Here is a 19,627-nt window from a genome sequence, read left to right as displayed (position 1 = left end):
CGATACCGCTGTCTTTTTGTTATTTTCCACTCAATGTGTAACAAAAAGTAAATTTTTGATATTCAAATTCGTTATAATCCTTTTACCATGCCACCATCTACTAAAAAGGATTGACCCGTCATATAGGTGTTTGCATCGGATACAAGGAATGTGGCAAATGTCGCAAACTCGGAAGGTTGCCCGTACCTTCCGAGTGGAATAGTTGCTTTAGATTCTTTTTGCACTTCCTCTACTGAAATACTACGTTTCTGAGCAGCCATATTATCAAGAGAGGCAACGCGTTCAGTAGCAATTCGTCCTGGTGCAATCGTATTAATTAAAATGTTATACGGTGCAAATTCAGAAGCGAGCGTTTTTGTTAAGCCTGTAATACCTACACGAAATGTGTTAGATAGAAGTAGACCAGGAATTGGCTCTTTGATAGAAGAAGAAGCGATATTAATAATTTTCCCGCCGTTCTTTTTCATGTGTGGAAGTACTTCTCGAATCATCCGAACGTAGCTTAATAAATTTAATTCAAATGAATGATACCAATTTTCGTCTGATAATTGTTCAAAAGTACCTGGTGTTGGGCCTCCGGCATTGTTTATTAAGATATCAATTGTTCCGTATGTTTGGATGGTTTGTTCTACGGCTTGTTTAATATCTTCAGTATTTGTTATGTCACATACAGTATAAGCAACGTTTCCAGTATTTAATTGAGTGAGTTCTTTTTGAATTTTTTGTAATTTCTCTTCATTACGACTCAACAACATTACATTTGCGCCTTCTGTAACAAGTTGAGTAGCAATTGCTTTTCCTAGTCCTTGACTCGATGCGACAACAAGCGCTGTTCTTCCTTGTAATCCAAGTTCCATTTCAATCAGCCTTTCTTCCTGAATTTTTTTTAGTATAAACGAAATGAGGAAGAAATTAAAATAGATCACCCTAAATTTTCGAAAAATTTACACTTTTTAACCAATCCTTTACTAATCTCTAATATTTCCTTTAAAAAAGAAAAGTAATATAACAATGTACATATTCTATCAAAAGGGGGATAAGCAAATGAATAAATGGATTAAATCGTTAACTGCCGTTGCACTTGCTAGCTCTTTATTTATGGTAGGTTGTAGTAAAGATAAGGAGAAGAAAGAGGAAGAGACGACGCAACAAGAAGGAACGAGCAAGGATAAAGAAACGAGCGGAGAAGTAAAAGATAAAGATTCAAAAGATAGTTCCTCTAGCTCTAGTGAAAAGAAATAAGTGTTATATGATGATAGAAGCTTTCTCAATCAATGAGAAAGCTTTTTTGTTGCGTATTTTTGCTTTTTCAGAAACAATAGAGAGAGTGAAAGGGTGTGAGTTAGTATGAATATATGTTTATTTGGAGCAACAGGTCGAGTTGGATTCAAAATTTTAAAATTTGCATTACAGGATAATCATAAGGTGACAGCGCTTGTGAGAAATAAAGAGAGGCTACAAATACAACATGAGAATTTTCGTGTAATAGAAGGAAATGTATGGAATGAAGAAGATGTGAAAGAGTGTGTAAAGGGAGCAGATGTTGTAATTAGTGCACTTGGTACCGATGGAAACGGAACGTTATCAAAAAGTTTGCCAAATATTATAGACGCTATGAACGAGGAAGGGATTATAAGAGTTATAACAATTGGAACGGCTGGGATTTTACAGGCACGTGTGAATCCACAATTATATCGCTTTCAATCCAGTGAATCACGTCGAAAGACAACGGCAGCAGCAGAAGACCATGTAGCAGCTTATTTGGCTTTAGAGAATAGCAAATTACAATGGACGATTGTCTGTCCAACACACTTAATAGATGGAGAAGAAACAGCTATTTATCGAACTGAAGAAGATGTGTTACCGCTAGATGGAATGAGGATCACAGTTGGAGACACAGCCCATTTTGCTTATCAATTACTTTACCATGATATTCATTATAAAAAACGCGTTGGCATTGCCTATTAAAAAGCCATCCTTATCATAAGGATGGCTAAAAAATAATATAGCATACAAATATAATAATCATAATGATTTGTAAAATCGCTTTAGCTATTGTGCTGCTTAAAAATCCGATAACTGTTGCAACCCCAACCATAAGGGCTTCTTGTGGTGCTTTTTTATGCATTAATTCTGTTACGAAAACGGAAAGGAATGGGATAATAATTAGCCCAAATGGCGGGAAAAAGAACGATCCAACAATAATAGAAACCATGCCGATACGTTCGCTCCATTTTGTACTTCCGTACTTTTTTAAGAAATAGCTATTCGTAATAAAATCAGTAGTGAAAATAATAATTGTAAATACAATTTGAATAAACCAAAATGAGCTTGTTAATTCTAAGTCGTTAATACCAAATTGATAAATACAAAATCCAGCCCATAAAGCAAGTATACCTGGAATAATCGGATAAATAAACGCTATGAACGATATAATGAAACAAGCGATAATACATATAGTTAATAAGACGTTCACAGTGTAGCTCCTTTTTGTGTATCTATTTTACTAACGGCAATTTTTTTTATTTGATGGCCATCTAATTCTAATGCTTTAAACTGATAATTTTCATATTGAATAATATGGCCTGGCTCAATATTTACGTCAATTGTTTGTGACAAGAACCAGCCTCCGATTGTATCTAAATCCCTATCATCGATATGAAGGCCAAACATATCGTTTACATCAGAAATAAGTACTTTTCCGTCAAGTAATGTTAATGTTGGATTCCGTTTCTCGATCATTGGTGTTTCATCTATATCAAATTCATCTTGAATTTCACCAATAATTTCTTCAATAATATCTTCCATTGTAAGAAGACCTGCAGTTCCACCATATTCATCCATAATAATTGCTAGTTGGACACGATTTTTTTGTAGATGAATGAGTGCCTTTTTAATTGGTACAGTTTCGAATACAGTTAAAACGGGATGTATGTATGACTCTAGCGGCTTACTGGCCCCTCTTGTTTGATCATGAAAGATTTCTTTTGTATTAATCATTCCGACAACATCATCTTTATCTTTTCCGATAATGGGATAACGTGTATATTTTTCGGTAGCGATAATTTCCATATTTTCCGCTAATGAATTTTCAGTTGATAAACAGATCATTTCAGTACGTGGAACCATAATCTCTTTTGCAATTCGATCATCAAATTCAAAAATATTATTTACATATTTATATTCAGATTGATTAATTTCCCCGCTCTTATAGCTTTCACTTAAAATAAGGCGTAACTCTTCTTCAGAGTGAGAAAGTTCATTTTCTTTTACCGGTTGTAATCCAAATAGTTTTGTGAAAAAGAGTGCTGTGCTATTTAATAACCAGATAAAAGGATACATTATTTTATCGAATAGAATTAAAGGTCTTGCGAACTTCAATGTAATTTGTTCGGCCTTTTGAATAGCAAATGATTTTGGAACGAGTTCACCTAGTACCACATGAAAGAATGTAATTATGCTAAAAGCTATAATAAATGATAACGTATGTTTCATCGAACCTGTTATATTCATTTTTTCAAAAAGCGGTTCCAATAAGTGCTCCACAGTAGGTTCACCAAGCCAACCGAGTCCTAATGAAGTAATGGTAATACCGAGCTGACAAGCAGATAAGTATACATCTAAATTGGAAATAACTTTTCTTGCTAGGATTGCTTGTTTACTACCTTCATTGGCAAGTTGGTCAATCCGACTTTTGCGTACTTTCACAACAGCAAACTCTGATGCAACGAAAAAGCCGGAAATAAGAATGAGTAAAGCGATGAGAAAAAGTTTTAGTATGTCCAAGGATATTCTTTATTCTAAACTTAGAATAAAGATGTCACCTCCTGAATAAAAGTTTTACTTTAATAATATATGGAAAAGGAAAGAATAGTCAAAGAAAGGAGGGAGAAATGTGAAATTTTACAAAAAGATGGTCGTAAGAATATGATTAGTGGGGGATGAAAACCCCTCCACTGATGGAAGTTCCACTTTATCCCGCTATTCGCCGGCAGTAAGCCCCCCACCTCAAGATTCAAAGACAAGCGAAGAAGAGAGGTAGGGGATAACTGCCCCTAAAAGCCCGATTGGTAAGAGCTTTCCATCAGAGGAGGATAAAGCCCCCCTCTGATGGAAGTTTCACTTTATTGTTGTGCGTGATAGTGCATGAATATGCGCAATATGGCGATTTCTTTTCCATAATATTTGTAAGAGAGAAATCAGCATGTATGGGATATACAGCAATAAAAGCCCTATTGTAACAAGTATTGGTGAGCTAACGCAATACTGTACAATCAATTGAAATAATCCATTTACATGAAAAATGCATTCCATATATATAAAGGAAATCAATATGGAACTAACGATAGATTTATGGCTTGCAAGCAGCGAAGTAAAAAGTGTATTACTAAAAAAAGCTGAATCATGCACATGAGTTGTTTCTTGTACTGTATATAAGAAAGGAATCCATGTTTTGATGGCTTGTATAATAATAATCATGGACGTACTACAAATGATTAAAAGGGAAGAAAAGTATGGAAAAGATATGTACGATGCTGTGAATAGAAAAAGCGTCATGATGATACATTGTAGTAGGACAGTACCAAATGAAAATGGAATCCAGCGTAAAAATGAAAAACGTTTTCTATTTTTAGGAGATAATTTAATAAAAAATCGACCAATTTTAAGGCTGATGAGAAAACCGATAGTAAGTGAAAGTAAGAATCGCATCATAGATAAAAAATATAATTTCCATATGTACGGGAACAACGGGGGTGAATTTTCATGTAAATTAAATGATTTTGATATATCATGTGGTTGATAAGAAGAAAAAAAGAATGATTCATGAATCCAATCTGTCATCGGAATAGAGATAGAACGAAAATGTACCAAATGATTGATGATGGTATATAGTACTTCAAAATAGGATTGTTTGTTGTTTAGAAGAACAGCAGGAATTGGACTAATAAGAATAATAGCTATAAAGCCCAAAAGAAAACGATACACATAAGAGATAATAGAAGACACTATATATTTCACCTACTTTTATAAAATTCAGAAAATTATTACTATTATTTTAACGTTTCTTTTTGGAAGATACAATCTCTTTTCGATAGGAAAGAAAATTTCCATATAATATTTCCTTCCATATTTGTTGAAAAAATGAAATATTTATGAAGAAATGGTGACAGATAATAAATGAAGTCAGAAAAGTTAAATAAATTATTTATTTTTTTCTGAAAATATTATATATTTATGACACAGAATATATTTTAACATAAGGGGGATTTTTATGAGGGTAAAGGGAAACTATGTTTTAAAAAAAGAAGTGTTATTTTGTAAGGATACATATACGTTACAAGAAGCGCTAGATCATTTAAATAGAACAGGATATCGCTGTGTTCCAGTTCTAGATAAAAATGAAGAAACATTCTTAGGGAATATTTATAAAGTAGATATTTTAGAATATAAAGGTTCTTTAAATGATAATGTGAAAGAGTTATTGCGCAATAAAGATGGATATGTCAAAGAAGATTCTTCATTCTTTAAAGTGTTCTTTACAATTAAAGAGTTACCATATATTGCTGTTGTAAATGATAGCGGATTTTTTCTTGGTATTTTAACACATAAAAAAGTATTTGAGTTATTAGAAGATGCATGGGGCCTTCACTCTAGTGTGTATTCAGTTATGATCGGGACGCAAGATTATAATGGTGCTATTCAAAAGCTATCAACTGTACTGAAAAAGTATAGTGGAATTCAAAGTCTAATGACATTTGATAACAACGCACTATATGTACGTAGAATTATGTTTACATTAGGAGAAGGATTTGCGGCAGAAGAATTACAACCACTTTTAAAAGATTTAGAAGATCACGGGTTCCGTGTTATACATGTGGAAGAAATGAAAAATTCACGAGAAGTGGAAATTGTAGAGTAAGAGGGAAATCCATCTCTGGAAATAGGAGATGGATTTTTTTATCTAGTTTGAAAGAATTGTAGGGAGTAAAAAAGAAAGGTGCATAGGCATCTTTCTTTTTGAAGGGAAATAAAAGTAACTGTCTAATATAAATGGTAAGGAGGAGTATTGAAATGGCTACTTTTGAAGATTTTTTGAAATTAGATATTCGTATTGGAACGATTTATCGAGCAGAAGTATTTCCTGAAGCTCGAGTACCCGCTATTAAGTTGGAGATTGATTTTGGTGAACTTGGAATGAAACAGTCAAGTGCGCAAATCACGCGACGATATACACCGGAAGAACTCATTGGAAAGCAAATTGTTGCGGTTGTTAATTTTCCGCCAAAACGAGTGGCTGGATTCAAATCTGAAGTACTTGTGCTTGGTGGTGTTCCTGAAAAAGGCGACGTTATTTTATTGGAACCAGGTATGGAAGTGCCGAATGGGACAGCGATTAGCTAAAAAGTCGGAGGGGACATAGAAAAACATATTTAAAGTGTGCAGCAGAAAATTTTCAAGTAGTGAAAAAGCAACTGTAAGGAGATCACGTTTACGATAAATACATTTTCTACATTATATATTAGCATATGAACGTTTTCATCAAATCACCTTCCCTTAATTTCTTACGTTTGAAATGAGTTTATGCAGTATCAAATATAAAACGTATATACCGATATACGCACCAGTAAGCAGAAACAGGGGATTTAAAAATATACGATGTATTGTTGTCATAAAAACAGTATGTTGAAGTAATACATCGTATACAACTAATGAAACAATAATGCCAAATCCATATAAACAAACGTATGCAAATAGATCTAACAAAATGCGAATGCGTGGATGTACCGCAAGTAAGACAAAAAAACAAGATAATATAATAGGAAATAATCCAATTATCAGCTTCAATTCTTTTCACCTCATTGCCAATATTGCCAAAATTTCTTTGGTCTATTCTCTATAGCTTGTACATATGTTCATAGAGAGAGGGTGATCTAATGAATCGAAGCTATTTTTATGTAAAACGGACAAGTCTTCCAAAATTTATTTTTCTATTTTTAATAGGACTGATGGCTGCTTTTTTGTTTGTTAGTATGATTGTAACATCATTAAAAGAAACAAAGTCAACGTATTTATATAAATGGTTAAATGACCTTTCTATGAATGGATATATGTATGTGCTTGGTTCAGAAAATCGTTACTTTACACAAGAATATCGTCATTTAAACGCAGATTTTTCTATCTCTTCGTTTCTTTTATCTGCAACGACAAATATCCGCTTTGATGACGTCCGTAGTTTAATTGGGACAGAACTCCCAGGGTTTTCGAAATATGATACGGAAATTGTGATTGCTGGAGAAGGAACAAATTATACGAATTTGCCAATTGAATCGAGTGTACCTCTAGAAGAGCTTGTAAAAGAGCGGACAGGAGAGAAAGGGCAACCTCAAAATACAGAATCGAATAAAGAGAAACCGAAGCCAGCACAAACGACAGGAAATAGGCAAGTCGTATTTATTTATCATACACATAGCTGGGAGTCATATTTGCCATTATTAAATTTAACGAATAACCCGGATCCTAATAAAGCAACGAGTTCAACAACAAATATTTCTTTGTTTGGAAACAGATTTCGTGAACAGCTTGAAAGTCACGGAATTGGAGCAGTAAATGATACAACGGATGTAGGTAGGAAATTAATTAGTAAAGGATTAAACAGTAATAGCTCTTATAAAATGTCTCGTGAGATTGTGCAAGAAGCAATGGCGAGCAATAGACAGCTTCAATATTTTATTGATATGCATAGAGACAGTGCAAGGAAAGATGTAACGACGAAACAGATTGGTGATAAATCATATGCAAAATTGGCATTTGTTATAGGGAAGGGAAACAAAAATTATGCAAAAAACTTGCAATTGGCAACAGCGCTGCATGAGTCAATAAAGGAAAAGTATCCTGGGTTGAGCCGAGGAGTAGTTCAAAAAGATTTTAGTTCAGGAAATGGGGTCTACAATCAAGATTTATCTGGTCAAGCGATTTTAATTGAAGTAGGCGGTGTTGATAATACAGAAGAGGAACTTAATCGTAGTATAGACATACTTGCGGAAGCATTTAGTGAGTACTATTGGCAAGCGGAGAAAGTGAATGGTTAAGCGTAAGCAAATGTTGCTTACGCTATTTGTTTTGCATCGAAATTTGTCTCTTTATCTTATGGAAAAGGGAAAGGAATTAGAAAAAAAGTAGCGAATGTTCATTTATAAAGTGATTCTTGCAAATAATTTTATTATGTAAACAACGTAATCGTAATGAATAGGTAAATCGCAGTATAAGAAGCAAAAGTATACTTGAAATTTGGAAATAAGTTGAAGCGAATTGTTTAAAAGGATGAGAGAATGGGAAAAAATATGTGGTATGTGATGTTTAGAATTAACTGTTATGGAGCGTAACAGAAATTGATGAGTATTGTGTGGAAAAATTATTAGAATAAAAGGATGTTATATGAAGAAAAAATGGATGTTGTTTAGTATAGCGATTGTCATTGGAACGATTACGATTGCAATGCTGCAATATAAAGAGTATAAGGAAAAACAAGCGATAGAAGCGCAAGGAAACGTTGTTTTTCCGAAGGTACAAGAAACAATTGCAAAAGTAGAGGGAGGACTTGCGGTTGTTAACAATCCAGACTCAACTCTTGTCCTAGTGAATAAGAAAAGGCGTTTACCAGATTTGTATGAACCGCACGATTTAGTTATACCAAAAGTACGTTTTTTATATGAAGGCGATAATGAAAAAAAGAAAATGCGTAAAGAAGCTGCTGCAGAATTAGAGCGCATGTTTCAACAAGCAAATAGTGAAAAAATCTTTTTATATGCTGTTTCCGCATTTCGTTCATTTGAACGGCAAAAAGCATTAAATACGATGTATAAAAAACAAGATGGGGAAGCAAAAACAGCGATGTCTAGTGCAGTTCCCGGTACAAGTGAACATCAAACAGGATTAGCAATCGACATTACATCACAATCTGCAAATTTTCAATTAGAGCCTTTATTTGGAGATACGAAGGAAGGAAAGTGGCTTGCTGAAAATGCTCATAAATTTGGTTTTATTATCCGTTATGAGAAAGAAAAAGAAGCCATAACAGGATATACGTATGAGCCGTGGCATGTTCGTTATGTTGGGAATCCATATGCGACGTATTTATATGAGAATCAGTTCACTTTAGAAGAAGTTATAAAGTGAAACTTCCATCAGTGGGGAGCCTCATCCCCCACTGATGGTTAGTTGAACCAATCGGGCTTTTACGGGCAGTTATCCCCAACTTATCTTCTTCGCTTTTCTCTAAGGGATCTTACTGCCCGTTAATGCGGGATAAAGTGAAACTTCCATCAGTGGGGGCTCCATCTTCTCCTCTTTGTTTCCCCTAAATTTTGAGGGGGAAATGGCGGAATGACGATGTTTTATAAAAGAAAAGTATATACGTAAACAAGAAAGCGATATTTCTATTTAAGAGATATCGCTTTTTGGCTGTTAAGTATCGATAAGTGATAAACAGTATAGTGTAAACAACAGTAAGACGTATATATGATCGAATTAGCTGATATGTAGGAAATGTACATTTAAATAATGTAATTTTGTCTTATCTAGGTTATTTATTTTATGGTTTCATTTTTGAAAAAATATTTTTTTGTCATTTTTTGAAAGGATTTATCATGCGCAATAAAGAATATATTAATATAACATTTTAATGTGTTCTTCATCTATTAATCGATGGGATACGGTATGCTTTTTAATAATAGTAAAATTCTATTATTTGTGGATGGATACCTTAGCTTTTTAGCGGTTATTTAATACGACGTGATAAAGTGAAACTTCCATCAGTGGGGGGCTTACTGTCCGTTCATGCGGGATAAAGTTTTCTTTCTCTCATATACATATAAAAAATAGAATGGAAGCGAGGGTTGCACATGGCAGGATGGGTGATTTGGTTTGTCATTGCCGGGCTTTTATTTATCGCAGAGATGTTGACTGTTACGTTTTACTTATTATGGATTGGAATAGGTGCAGTGGTCGGAGGTCTAATTGCACTATTTGTACCAAATTCTTTGCTTCTTCAAGTGGTTATAGCATCTATTGTCAGTCTTATTTTGACAATCTTTACAAAACGTATTTCCAAGAATTTTCGGGAGGCAAAAGGGTATACAGATGCAGTTGATCAACTTGTTGGTAAAAAAGGTATAATAGTGCAAACGATTACAAATGAAGCAAATGGCATTGTGAAAATAGATGGAGATATGTGGACTGCTGTTTCAGATGAACCAATTTTAGATGGAGAAAGCGTTATTGTTGTAAAAAGGAGCAGTACAGTTGTACATGTGAAAAGGGAGTGTGAACAATAATGATTGGTTTAACATTATCGATTATTTTAGCATTAATTGTCATTGTATTTATTGTGTTAACAATTAAAATTATTCCGCAGCAAAAAGTAGGTGTTATAGAGCGTCTAGGTAAATTTCAGCGCATTATGCATCCAGGTTTAAATATGATAATCCCAGTTATTGATCGCGTACGTATTTATCATGATTTGCGCGTTCAACAAACGAATGTACCACCGCAAAAAGTAATTACAAAAGATAATGTACAAGTTGAGATTGATACGATTATTTTCTTCCAAATTGTTGATCCAGAGCTTGCGACATATGGAATTTCAAATTATGAATTTGGGGTTCGCAATATTACATCTGCAACAATGCGACAAATCATCGGGAAAATGGAGCTTGATGAAACGTTATCTGGTCGTGAGAAAATTTCAACAGAAATTCGTTTAGCGCTTGATGAAGCAACAGAAAAATGGGGCGTTCGTATTGAACGCGTTGAAGTTGTTGATATTAATCCTCCAAAAGACATACAAGTAGCGATGGAAAAACAAATGAAAGCAGAACGTAATAAACGTGCAATTATCCTTGAAGCAGAAGCTGCAAAACAAGATAAAGTACTTCGTGCGGAAGGGGAAAAACAAAGTAAAATTTTAATGGCTGAAGGTGACAAAGAAGCGCGCATTCGGGAGGCAGAAGGCTTACGACAAGCGAAAGAATTAGAAGCACAAGGGGAAGCAAAAGCAATTGAAGAAATTGCGAAAGCTGAACAAAACCGTATTCAAATGCTGCGTCAAGCAGGACTGGATGAGCGTGTTCTTGCGTACAAGTCGTTTGAATCACTAACTGAAATTGCAAAAGGACCAGCAAACAAAGTATTCCTTCCATCAAATGCCGTTGAAACATTAGGAAGCTTAGGAGCAATTGGAGAGCTGTTTAAAGAGAAAAAGCAACCTTCTATAGATACGACAACAGAACAATAGAAACGAAGAAGAGAAATGGTTGCCATTTCTCTTCTTTTTTTGGAGTAGATGTTTGTAATTCCTTATTTCTCGATAAGATCAAGCTGAAAATATATATATGAATTAGATAGTATATATTTAAATTTCAAAACGTGCAGGACATAGTAGTGTAAATCAGAATGTATATCGCATAAAGCTTGTACATACCCATGTATAGAAAGGGTGGTACGATGAAAAAGTATTCTATACATTCTCAAACACATAGTAAGAAGATAATAATTTTATTGTGTTCTTATGCATTTTTCATTTTAGTGGCTGCATCGTTAGTTACAACGATGTTACATACAATGAAATCATATTATGTGAATCAATGGTTTGGAAAAATTTCCTCACAAGGATTTATGCAAATGATTGAAATGGAAAATCATTATTTTTCTTTTGAATATTTTCAAACAAAGAAACGAGAATCAGTAGGAGCTTTATTGTTTTCATTAACAACAGATATGCGTTTGCAAGATATTCGAACATTTATGGGGAAAGAAATACCAGGAATGGCAAACTATTATTCTGACATTCTTGTAGCTGGAGAAGGAACGGATTATACAAATATACCAAATGAATCGAGTGTACCGATAGAAGAAATTACGAAAGAGCGTGAAGTGGCTAAAGAAAAAGTTAAGGATGCAGAAAAGAATAATCCTATTCAAAAGAAAGGAAATGCTATAGAGGGAAAAAATGCAGTATTTATTTATCATACGCATAGTTGGGAATCGTTTTTACCGTTATTACCTGGAGCAAAAATTCCAGATGAAGCATCGAGTCCGGATGTAAATGTTTCACTCCTTGGTACGAGATTAAAACAGCAATTAGAAGGACAAGGAATTCCAGCTTTACATGATAAGACAAACATGGGAGATTTATTAGCGCAGAAAAAGATGAAATGGTATCAGGCTTATAAAGCATCGCATGGATATGTAAAAGAAGCGCTAGCTCAAAATAAGCAAATCGTATTTCCCATTGATATTCACCGAGATGATCAGCGTAAGAATGTTACAACAAAAGTGATTAATGGAAAGTCATACGCAAGACTTTATTTCATTATTGGGATGGAAAATGAAGGGCGAGAAGAAAATATGAGAATTGCAAACGCAATTAACTCATATTTAGATAACCATTATTATGGACTCAGCCGAGGCATTTTTAAAAAAGACAAAAATAAGGGGGATGGTACATATAATCAAGATTTATCTCCCAACGCTCTACTTGTAGAAGTTGGTGGTGTTGATAATACGCTAGAAGAATTGTATAGCTCTATTGATGTACTAGCAGAAGCATTTAGCAAGTATTATTGGGATGCGGAGAAAGTGAGCTATTAATGAAAAATAAGAGAAATAGAAAGGGACGGAAAACCAAAAAGCGGCGTGGAAAAATACTAATTCAACAAAAAAATAACAGCCACTTGTATGAATAGGAGTGGCTGTTGTTTTTTGTTGAAATGCATATGCAGTTTATTTTCATTCGAATAAAGGGATTAATGGTTCTTTCACATGTTCTGTCAATAAAGTATGTAGCTGTCCGCGATGATGATAAAAATGAGCAACAATTTCAAGTAACCATTCAAAACGAGAATAAGAAACGCCCCAGTAGGAATGTGTGATTTCTTCAAGCTCTGCTAAGGAGTATGCTTGAAATGTTTTAGCAAGAAGATGGTAACCCTTTCATTGTCTGCTGAACTTCTGCAAGCGTATAGGGCACATGTTGTGAGTAAAATGTATGTAGTTCTTTTTTTGATGCCCCGTTTAAAATAAGAAGATCGGCATAACAAATAAGAGATAAGTGTGTATAAATTTCAAAGAGGGATCGCTTGTTTGTGATAGGGAGATGTTGTAATTCATCGTAAGTAACGTGTTCTAACATCTGTATTGTAGAATCGATTCCGAATGTTAATTGGTGCAGTGCGGCTTGAACAAACATTGAATTTCTCCTCACATCCGTTTATAATATTATCTTAAGAGTATTATATCATACTAAAAATTTCGAAAATTCGTGTAGTTTGACGAAAAAAATGAAAAGTATTATATTGTTAAATGTCCTATTGAATGATAAATAGAATGGAATTATTGAGTTAGGAGTTAGAATAATGATTTCAAGATACGGAAGAAATACAATTATTGAAATAAATTTAGATGCTGTAAAACATAATGTAAGAGAATTTAAAAAACGTGTAAGCGATGAAAACATTGCAATGATGGCAGCAGTAAAAGCGAATGGATATGGTCATGGGGCTATTGAAATTGCAAAAGCAGCGATTAAAGCTGGAATAAGTCATCTTGCTGTTGCTTTTATAGATGAAGGAATTGAACTGCGTGAAGCAGGAATTACTGTACCAATTTTAATTTTAGGCTATACGCCAGAAGAAGCTGTAGAAGATGCAATTGAATACGATATTATGATGACGGTATATCGGACTGAGGATTTAAGAAATATTGACCGCATAGCGGAACGTCTGCAAAAGAAGGCGCGTATTCAAATTAAAATTGATACAGGTATGAGTAGAATTGGCTTACAAGAAGAAGAAGTGACACCGTTTCTTCAAGAATTGAAAGAAATGAAACATGTAGAAGTAGAAGGAATGTTTACACATTACTCAACTGCTGATGAAGTAGATAAAGCATATACTTTTATGCAAAAAGGTTTATTTGAGAAGGCTGTAAATACTGCGAAAGATATGGGGATTCATTTGCCGCTCATTCATAGCTCCAATAGTGCAGGAACAATGGAGCTAGATAACGAATTTCAAAACATGGTTCGAGTTGGAATAGGGGTATATGGAATGTATCCATCAAAAGAAGTGGACCATAAAACAGTTTCACTTCAACCAGCTTTAACATTAAAGTCAAAAGTAGCTCATGTGAAACATGCGAAAAAGGGGCGTGGTGTAAGTTATGGTAATACTTACGTTGCGACAGGTGATGAATGGATTGCTACAATTCCAATTGGATATGCAGATGGATTTAGCCGTCAATTATCAAATAAAGGATATGCGCTAGTTAATGGTGTAAAAGTACCTATTATTGGGCGGGTTTGTATGGATCAACTCATGCTTGATGTGACGAAAGCTATGCCTTTACATGTTGGAGCTGAGGTTGTCTTTTATGGTCAGCAAGGTAATGAAGAGATTACAGTAGAAGAGATTGCTGATACGTTAGGGACAATTAACTATGAGATAACGTGTATGTTAGACCGAAGAATTCCACGTGTATACAAAGAAGATGGTAAAATCGTTGAAGTTGTAAATCCATTAAGAAGAAAGTAAAAAGAACAATTACTCTGTAAAATTTATAACATAAAATAGATAATTATTATTATAGAATCAAGACAATTTATATAATGTTACACATTATATAAATATGGGTACACCACTTAAAGAAAGTGGTGTACTTTTTTTATCATATCTGGTGAGAAGACCTCCACCTCAAGCGCAAAGCGGTAGGTGGGGGTAGTTCAATTTACAGACCTATGCATAACCTCATTTACAACAACATCCCGAACGAAAAGTCTATTTATAGCAACAATTACTTTAGCTATAACGATCATGTATTCTGTATTTCTAATCTATTTAGGGTGATTAGATGAAAGTATATACAGTGAAAGAATGGGCATCTACTTTAGGAAAACTCGAAGAGACCATAAAGAGATGGTTACATTCTGGAAAATTTTCTACAGCATTCCGTAATAGCGATAAAGAAGGTTGGAGAATTCCAGAGAGCGACCTATATGAAACTATCAAAGAAATACCTTGTACTGCAATTACTTTTAGTAGAGAAATATATTGAAAAAAACAATCTTTTCCATACTGGTCATGTCCCTTTTTTAGAGTCATAGTATCAGTATGAAAAAGATTTATAGATTACTTGAACCATACTTAAAAAGTTGTTGAATAATTCTTTATTTTCAGTATAATTAACAAGTAACTATAATAACATTTTTAGTTACAAGGGTTATACCGCTTGTTTTTAATAGAAGATTCCCCGTAAATCAAGTAGTAGAAAAAATTTGTACACCTTTGCATTCGGTATCCCTCGCTAAAATGTTTCTTTCAAATAAACAGGAAGAAGGAAGTGATAAGATGAATCAAATGAATACACTCTCTCTATGGAAAGCGACTGCAAATAGCTATGAGAAAGGAACAACTCTAGAGGGAAATGAAGAGGCTGATGTTGTCATTATTGGAGCTGGTTTCACAGGTCTTTCCTCTGCTTATCATTTGCAAAAGTTAGGAAAGAATGTCATTGTCTTAGAGCAAGAAACGATTGGATACGGCGCCAGCGGTCGTAACGGTGGGATGGTATTGCCAGGCTATAAGCCAACGATGCAGCAGCTTGCCAAAAAGTATGGTCCCGACGAGGCTAGACAGCTAAACGATCTCTCCTTGTTTGGCATTGAACTGGTAAAAAAAATTATTGACGAACATCAAATCAACTGCGACTTTAGAAAGACGGGTCACATTGTAGTGGCTTACAAAGCCAAGCATTTTGAAGAATTGAAACTTGAAAGTGCATACTTAAACAAAAATTTCGGGTACGAATCAAGAGTGCTTGATCGAGGTCAATTGCATCAAGAGATCGATTCTCCAGTTTATCATGGTTGCTTAGTCGACGACGCGAGTTACTCGTTCCAGCCACTGAATTATGCAATTGGTTTGGGAGAAGCAGCTAAATCGATTGGTGCAAGAATCTTTGAGCATTCTAAAGCAATATCCATCGAGTACGGTCAACATAGTGTGAAAGTTGAAACAGAAAAAGGTTCTGTTATTGCGAAAGACATTATTGTGGCGACGGATGGTTACTCTGGAAAAATCATAAATGAACTGAACAAAGGCGTACTGCCAATTTCGGCACGTATTATTGCCACTGAACCGCTTCCGGAGTCATTGTTGAATATTGTCATTCCTAAAGATCGTATGGTTTTTGATACGAGTAGTTTCCTTTACTATTTCCGTCGTACACCAGATAATCGAATCGTATTTGGCGGTGGCGATATCCGTCCAAACTTAGATGATGGCGTGTATCAAAAAGTTTACGATGCGATGGTAAACTTGATGCCGAAACTGGCAGGAAGCAAAATTGAATACCGTTGGGGTGGATTTATCGGGGTTACAATTGATACATTCCCGGTTATCGGCAGGTCCAAAGAAGGCGCATATTTCGCAACAGGTTATACGGGCCACGGCGCTTCTCTCTCGACATTGTTTGGTAAGTTATTGGCCCAATGGATTGTTACGGGGAGTGCAGGCGGATATCGATTTGAAAAGGAACGCCTAAAAGCATTCCCGTTCCATAATCAGAAAACTATGCTTGTAAATCTAGCGCATATTGGTTTCAAACTGCATGATATTTTTGCGTAAAGGAGAGGTAATTGTGAAAATTAACATGTTCATTGATGGGAAATGGGTAAAAGCGTTATCCGGTGCTAGAAGAAACGTTATGAATCCTGCAACTGGAGAGGTGATCGCAACGTCTGCTGATGGATCAGAAGATGATGCAAAGGTGGCAATCAAGGCGGCCCGCAAAGCGTTTGATAGCGGGATTTGGTCGGATTTATCGGCTGATGAAAGAGCTGAATATCTTTATAAGATTGCAGACCGTCTTGAAGAGAAGGCGGCTGAAATTGCACGTTTGGAAACTGCAAATAACGGTAAGGTGATACGTGCAACAACTTATGTGGATATTCCGGTGTCGATTCAATGCTTCCGCTATTATGCTGACTTAATCAAAGGCATGAAAAAAGAATCTTACACGCGTGCTGATTCTTCGGAAACAATTATTATTCATGAGCCGATTGGTGTTTGTGGGCTTATTGTCCCTTGGAACTTCCCGCTTATGTTAGCTGTTTGGCAAATTGCTCCTGCACTCGCTGCTGGAAATACAATTGTAATTAAGCCTGCGGAGGTCACTCCTGTAAGCGTATTCAAATTATTTGAAATTATTGAGGAAGTCGGGCTTCCGGCCGGAGTGGCAAACTTGGTATTGGGACCTGGATCAAAAGTTGGGAATGAGCTTGCCGAGAGCCATGATGTTGATAAGATTGCCTTTACTGGCGGAACAAAAACAGGCCAAAGCATTATGCGCGCAGCTGCGGGAAATATGAAAAAAATTACACTTGAACTGGGAGGTAAATCTCCACTTATTGTGTTCGACGATGTGGATTTTGAAACTGCAGTCGAGAATGCGATGTTCGGTATTTTTCACAATGCTGGGCAAGTTTGTTCAGCTGCATCCCGTCTGCTTGTACAAGAGACAATTTACGATAAGTTTGTTGAAAGATTGGCCGAGCGTGCAAGCAAAATTGTAGTTGGAAACGGAGAAAGCGAGAACATTGAAATGGGAGCGCTTACAAATGAGGCTCATATGAATGACGTTTTACATTACATCAAGAATGGAATCGAAGAAGGTGCAAAATTAGTTTGTGGTGGTAAGCGCTTAACAGAAAATGGGCTTGATCGAGGTTTTTTTATTGCACCAACGATCTTTGCTGATGTAAACACGAATATGCGTATTGTTAAGGAAGAGATTTTTGGCCCAGTCCTTGTTGTACAGAAATTTAAAGATGAGGAAGATGCAATTCAAAAAGCGAATGATTCCATTTATGGATTAGCTGGTGCTGTATTTACTGAAGACATGGATCGAGCGAAACGTGTCATTAGTAAATTGCGCGCTGGCATCACTTGGATTAATAGTTATCACCTTGCTTATGTTGAAGGGCCTTGGGGGGGATATAAGCAAAGTGGAATCGGCAGAGCGTTAGGTGCTGTTGGGCTGGAGCATTTTATGGAAATGAAGCAAATCAATATCCACCAACATGCTAAGCCTGTAGGGTGGTATGCGAATTAATTTGGCTTAACTTGCTGTATAAACTATTTTTAGGAGGGCATGAGCATGGAAATAGCAGGAAACCGTCCCTCACCGAAGAAAGAAACAGCAGAAATTATAAATAAGTCAGTAAATGCTTCAGCACTGGGAACCAAAAGTATTCCTTTACTATATTTACGGTTTGCTTTGGCAGGAATTATGGCGAATGCGATTCTTGGAGTGGTATCGATTGTCGATGGCTATTTCGTCAGCGGCTTTCAGGAGCTGGAAGTGGAAGGAATCGGAATTGGATTTACAATCATGGTTATTACCCGTATGCTTGGCGTTCTTTTTGGTATAGGAGCCGGAGCGGTCATTTCGCTTCGGCTTGGAAAAGGGAAAATCGAAGAAGCTAGGAGTATTATGGGACAAACTTTATGGTTTACTCTTTTCATCTCCACTTTGCTAGCTGTACTTGGATTGGTCTTTGAAAATCAAATCATGACTTTATTCGGAGCAAGTCAGGATGCACTTCCATATGCGGTGAAATATAGCCGACTATTGTGGATTTCGTTGCCAATAACGATATTGGCGGTTGTACTAAGTATTTTTACCAATATCGATGAAAAACCTGTATTATCAATGAACAGTTGGTTAGTTGCAGCGGTTGTTGCCGGAATTACAGAATGGATTATGGTAGTGAAATATGACATGGGCATGATGGGTTCCTCGTGGGCGAATACAATTTCACAATCAATCCCTGCTTTACTAATCTTTTATTTTTGGTTCGGTAAAACAAAGCTTAAGCCAAAAATAAAAGATATGATGATTGATTTCAAGACAATTGGTGAGGTGGCTTGGACAGGATTTGCATCTTTTTCGAGTCAGCTCATGATGTTTTTTTCCATTATTTTCTTTAATAATTTACTGCAAAGCTACGGTGGTGGGTTGCACGTTGCCGCTTTCACAGTTCAAAATGGTTACATTACAAATTTGCTCGCCTTAGCAGCGCTCGGTGGGATGACGGGACTTCAACCGATCATTAGTTATAATTACGGTGCGGGCAATCTTGATCGTGTTAAACAAGCAATTAAGATTGGACTCATGTTTACGGTTGCCTTCTTTTTGGTTGCAACAGCTTTACTAATTATTTTTGCAGATCCAATTATGTCATTTTTCTCTGGAGGTAATCCGGATTTACAGAAACTAGGAATCTGGACGACAGTTGTATTTAATTGCATGTTTACATTAAATGCCGTTAGCTTGCTTATCGCCGGTTATTTCGAATCACAAGAGAAAAACTGGTCCGCAACGTTTATTAATGTTAGCAAAATGTTGTTTTTTTCATTCCCGTTCATGTTTATTTTCCCAAAATACTGGGGAGTTGATGGTATTTGGTATTCCGCTCCAGCTGCTGAAATTCCAGGTGTTTTGATTGCGATTTATTTCCTTCAAAAAGAGTTGAAACGTTTAAAGAAAACAAAAGTAACGTAAGCATACTGAT

The 19,627-nt window shown here is 35.6% G+C and carries 19 protein-coding genes and 1 pseudogene; 14 read left to right on the top strand and 6 right to left on the bottom strand.

Features of this window, described 5'->3' with window-relative positions:
* Window positions 1-71 precede the first annotated feature (71 nt).
* Window positions 72-857, bottom strand: a complete 786-nt coding sequence (locus tag AB1279_RS14600) for an SDR family oxidoreductase (protein ID WP_429759534.1) — start codon at window positions 855-857, stop codon at window positions 72-74.
* 187 nt (window positions 858-1,044) lie between these two features.
* Here AB1279_RS14600 and AB1279_RS14595 point away from each other — a divergent pair, with 187 nt between their 5' ends.
* Both AB1279_RS14595 and AB1279_RS14590 read left to right on the top strand, forming a co-directional pair.
* Window positions 1,045-1,242, top strand: coding sequence for a hypothetical protein (locus tag AB1279_RS14595; protein WP_429759532.1), 198 nt, complete (start codon window positions 1,045-1,047; stop codon window positions 1,240-1,242).
* A 105-nt stretch (window positions 1,243-1,347) separates the two neighbouring features.
* On the top strand, window positions 1,348-1,968 hold the full coding sequence (locus AB1279_RS14590; protein ID WP_429759530.1) for an NAD(P)-dependent oxidoreductase: 621 nt from the start codon (window positions 1,348-1,350) through the stop codon (window positions 1,966-1,968).
* Window positions 1,969-1,993: 25 nt separating this feature from the next.
* Here AB1279_RS14590 and AB1279_RS14585 read toward each other — a convergent pair whose 3' ends face one another.
* The 3 genes from AB1279_RS14585 to AB1279_RS14575 form a co-directional block, all read right to left on the bottom strand.
* Window positions 1,994-2,476 carry a DUF456 domain-containing protein gene (locus AB1279_RS14585; protein ID WP_429759528.1) on the bottom strand — a complete coding sequence of 161 codons (483 nt, stop codon included), beginning with the start codon at window positions 2,474-2,476 and terminating at the stop codon, window positions 1,994-1,996.
* A complete protein-coding gene (locus tag AB1279_RS14580; RefSeq protein ID WP_429759526.1) occupies window positions 2,473-3,786 on the bottom strand; it encodes a hemolysin family protein in 1,314 nt (437 codons plus the stop codon). The genes AB1279_RS14585 and AB1279_RS14580 overlap by 4 nt, the downstream gene beginning before the upstream one ends.
* 333 nt (window positions 3,787-4,119) lie before the next feature.
* Window positions 4,120-5,007 carry a hypothetical protein gene (locus AB1279_RS14575; protein WP_429759524.1) on the bottom strand — a complete coding sequence of 296 codons (888 nt, stop codon included), beginning with the start codon at window positions 5,005-5,007 and terminating at the stop codon, window positions 4,120-4,122.
* 265 nt (window positions 5,008-5,272) lie between these two features.
* Here AB1279_RS14575 and cbpA point away from each other — a divergent pair, with 265 nt between their 5' ends.
* Window positions 5,273-5,920 (top strand): cyclic di-AMP binding protein CbpA, encoded by a 648-nt coding sequence (gene cbpA, locus AB1279_RS14570; protein ID WP_429750293.1) that lies wholly within the window; start codon window positions 5,273-5,275, stop codon window positions 5,918-5,920.
* A gap of 152 nt (window positions 5,921-6,072) precedes the next feature.
* Window positions 6,073-6,402: a chaperone CsaA gene (gene csaA / locus AB1279_RS14565; RefSeq protein WP_429759522.1), complete on the top strand. Its 330-nt coding sequence runs from the start codon at window positions 6,073-6,075 to the stop codon at window positions 6,400-6,402.
* A 153-nt stretch (window positions 6,403-6,555) separates the two neighbouring features.
* On the opposite strand, the gene AB1279_RS14560 is transcribed toward csaA, so the two are convergent.
* The gene (locus AB1279_RS14560) at window positions 6,556-6,846 is read right to left on the bottom strand and encodes a hypothetical protein (protein WP_429750290.1); all 291 of its coding nucleotides are present in this window, start codon (window positions 6,844-6,846) and stop codon (window positions 6,556-6,558) included.
* 89 nt (window positions 6,847-6,935) lie between these two features.
* On the opposite strand from AB1279_RS14560, the gene spoIIP (AB1279_RS14555) reads away from it, so the two are divergent.
* The 5 genes from spoIIP (AB1279_RS14555) (at window position 6,936) to spoIIP (AB1279_RS14535) (ending at window position 12,648) form a co-directional block, all read left to right on the top strand.
* Window positions 6,936-8,090: a stage II sporulation protein P gene (gene spoIIP, locus AB1279_RS14555; protein WP_429759520.1), complete on the top strand. Its 1,155-nt coding sequence runs from the start codon at window positions 6,936-6,938 to the stop codon at window positions 8,088-8,090.
* A 346-nt stretch (window positions 8,091-8,436) separates the two neighbouring features.
* The gene (locus AB1279_RS14550; protein WP_429759518.1) at window positions 8,437-9,177 is read left to right on the top strand and encodes a M15 family metallopeptidase; all 741 of its coding nucleotides are present in this window, start codon (window positions 8,437-8,439) and stop codon (window positions 9,175-9,177) included.
* A gap of 725 nt (window positions 9,178-9,902) precedes the next feature.
* Window positions 9,903-10,334 carry an NfeD family protein gene (locus AB1279_RS14545; protein WP_429759516.1) on the top strand — a complete coding sequence of 144 codons (432 nt, stop codon included), beginning with the start codon at window positions 9,903-9,905 and terminating at the stop codon, window positions 10,332-10,334.
* Entirely contained in the window at window positions 10,334-11,293 is a 960-nt protein-coding gene (locus AB1279_RS14540) for an SPFH domain-containing protein (RefSeq protein WP_429759514.1), read from the top strand. Before AB1279_RS14545 ends, AB1279_RS14540 begins: the two co-directional genes overlap by 1 nt.
* A 209-nt stretch (window positions 11,294-11,502) precedes the next feature.
* A complete protein-coding gene (gene spoIIP / locus AB1279_RS14535; protein ID WP_429759512.1) occupies window positions 11,503-12,648 on the top strand; it encodes a stage II sporulation protein P in 1,146 nt (381 codons plus the stop codon).
* Window positions 12,649-12,786: 138 nt separating this feature from the next.
* On the opposite strand, the pseudogene AB1279_RS14530 reads toward spoIIP (AB1279_RS14535), so the two are convergent.
* Window positions 12,787-13,246 (bottom strand): annotated as a pseudogene (locus AB1279_RS14530) (DinB family protein).
* Between the two features lie 166 nt (window positions 13,247-13,412).
* Between AB1279_RS14530 and alr the strand changes: the two are divergent.
* The 5 genes from alr (at window position 13,413) to AB1279_RS14505 (ending at window position 19,617) form a co-directional block, all read left to right on the top strand.
* On the top strand, window positions 13,413-14,588 hold the full coding sequence (gene alr, locus AB1279_RS14525; protein ID WP_429759511.1) for an alanine racemase: 1,176 nt from the start codon (window positions 13,413-13,415) through the stop codon (window positions 14,586-14,588).
* A gap of 316 nt (window positions 14,589-14,904) precedes the next feature.
* Complete coding sequence (locus AB1279_RS14520; protein WP_429759510.1) at window positions 14,905-15,108, top strand: helix-turn-helix domain-containing protein; 204 nt, start codon at window positions 14,905-14,907, stop codon at window positions 15,106-15,108.
* 254 nt (window positions 15,109-15,362) lie between these two features.
* Window positions 15,363-16,679 carry an NAD(P)/FAD-dependent oxidoreductase gene (locus AB1279_RS14515; protein ID WP_429759509.1) on the top strand — a complete coding sequence of 439 codons (1,317 nt, stop codon included), beginning with the start codon at window positions 15,363-15,365 and terminating at the stop codon, window positions 16,677-16,679.
* 13 nt (window positions 16,680-16,692) lie between these two features.
* On the top strand, window positions 16,693-18,165 hold the full coding sequence (locus tag AB1279_RS14510) for an aldehyde dehydrogenase family protein (protein WP_429759507.1): 1,473 nt from the start codon (window positions 16,693-16,695) through the stop codon (window positions 18,163-18,165).
* Between the two features lie 45 nt (window positions 18,166-18,210).
* A complete protein-coding gene (locus tag AB1279_RS14505; protein ID WP_429759506.1) occupies window positions 18,211-19,617 on the top strand; it encodes an MATE family efflux transporter in 1,407 nt (468 codons plus the stop codon).
* Window positions 19,618-19,627: the final 10 nt, after the last annotated feature.

Origin of the sequence: Bacillus sp. S14(2024) (assembly GCF_050473785.1) — a bacterium.
GTDB lineage: Bacteria > Bacillota > Bacilli > Bacillales > Bacillaceae_G > Bacillus_A > Bacillus_A yunxiaonensis.
The sequence above is the reverse complement of the archived record's forward strand: the minus strand, read 5'-3'. Positions and strand labels throughout refer to the sequence as shown.

Bases quoted from the DNA above. Each gene is read 5' to 3' on its own strand.
- AB1279_RS14600 (WP_429759534.1), bottom strand. From the start codon at position 857: ATGGAACTTGGATTACAAGGAAGAACAGCGCTTGTTGTCGCATCGAGT.
- AB1279_RS14595 (WP_429759532.1), top strand. From the start codon at position 1,045: ATGAATAAATGGATTAAATCGTTAACTGCCGTTGCACTTGCTAGCTCT.
- AB1279_RS14590 (WP_429759530.1), top strand. From the start codon at position 1,348: ATGAATATATGTTTATTTGGAGCAACAGGTCGAGTTGGATTCAAAATT.
- cbpA (WP_429750293.1), top strand. From the start codon at position 5,273: ATGAGGGTAAAGGGAAACTATGTTTTAAAAAAAGAAGTGTTATTTTGT.
- csaA (WP_429759522.1), top strand. From the start codon at position 6,073: ATGGCTACTTTTGAAGATTTTTTGAAATTAGATATTCGTATTGGAACG.
- spoIIP (WP_429759520.1), top strand. From the start codon at position 6,936: ATGAATCGAAGCTATTTTTATGTAAAACGGACAAGTCTTCCAAAATTT.
- AB1279_RS14550 (WP_429759518.1), top strand. From the start codon at position 8,437: ATGAAGAAAAAATGGATGTTGTTTAGTATAGCGATTGTCATTGGAACG.
- AB1279_RS14545 (WP_429759516.1), top strand. From the start codon at position 9,903: ATGGCAGGATGGGTGATTTGGTTTGTCATTGCCGGGCTTTTATTTATC.
- AB1279_RS14540 (WP_429759514.1), top strand. From the start codon at position 10,334: ATGATTGGTTTAACATTATCGATTATTTTAGCATTAATTGTCATTGTA.
- spoIIP (WP_429759512.1), top strand. From the start codon at position 11,503: ATGAAAAAGTATTCTATACATTCTCAAACACATAGTAAGAAGATAATA.
- alr (WP_429759511.1), top strand. From the start codon at position 13,413: ATGATTTCAAGATACGGAAGAAATACAATTATTGAAATAAATTTAGAT.
- AB1279_RS14520 (WP_429759510.1), top strand. From the start codon at position 14,905: ATGAAAGTATATACAGTGAAAGAATGGGCATCTACTTTAGGAAAACTC.
- AB1279_RS14515 (WP_429759509.1), top strand. From the start codon at position 15,363: ATGTTTCTTTCAAATAAACAGGAAGAAGGAAGTGATAAGATGAATCAA.
- AB1279_RS14505 (WP_429759506.1), top strand. From the start codon at position 18,211: ATGGAAATAGCAGGAAACCGTCCCTCACCGAAGAAAGAAACAGCAGAA.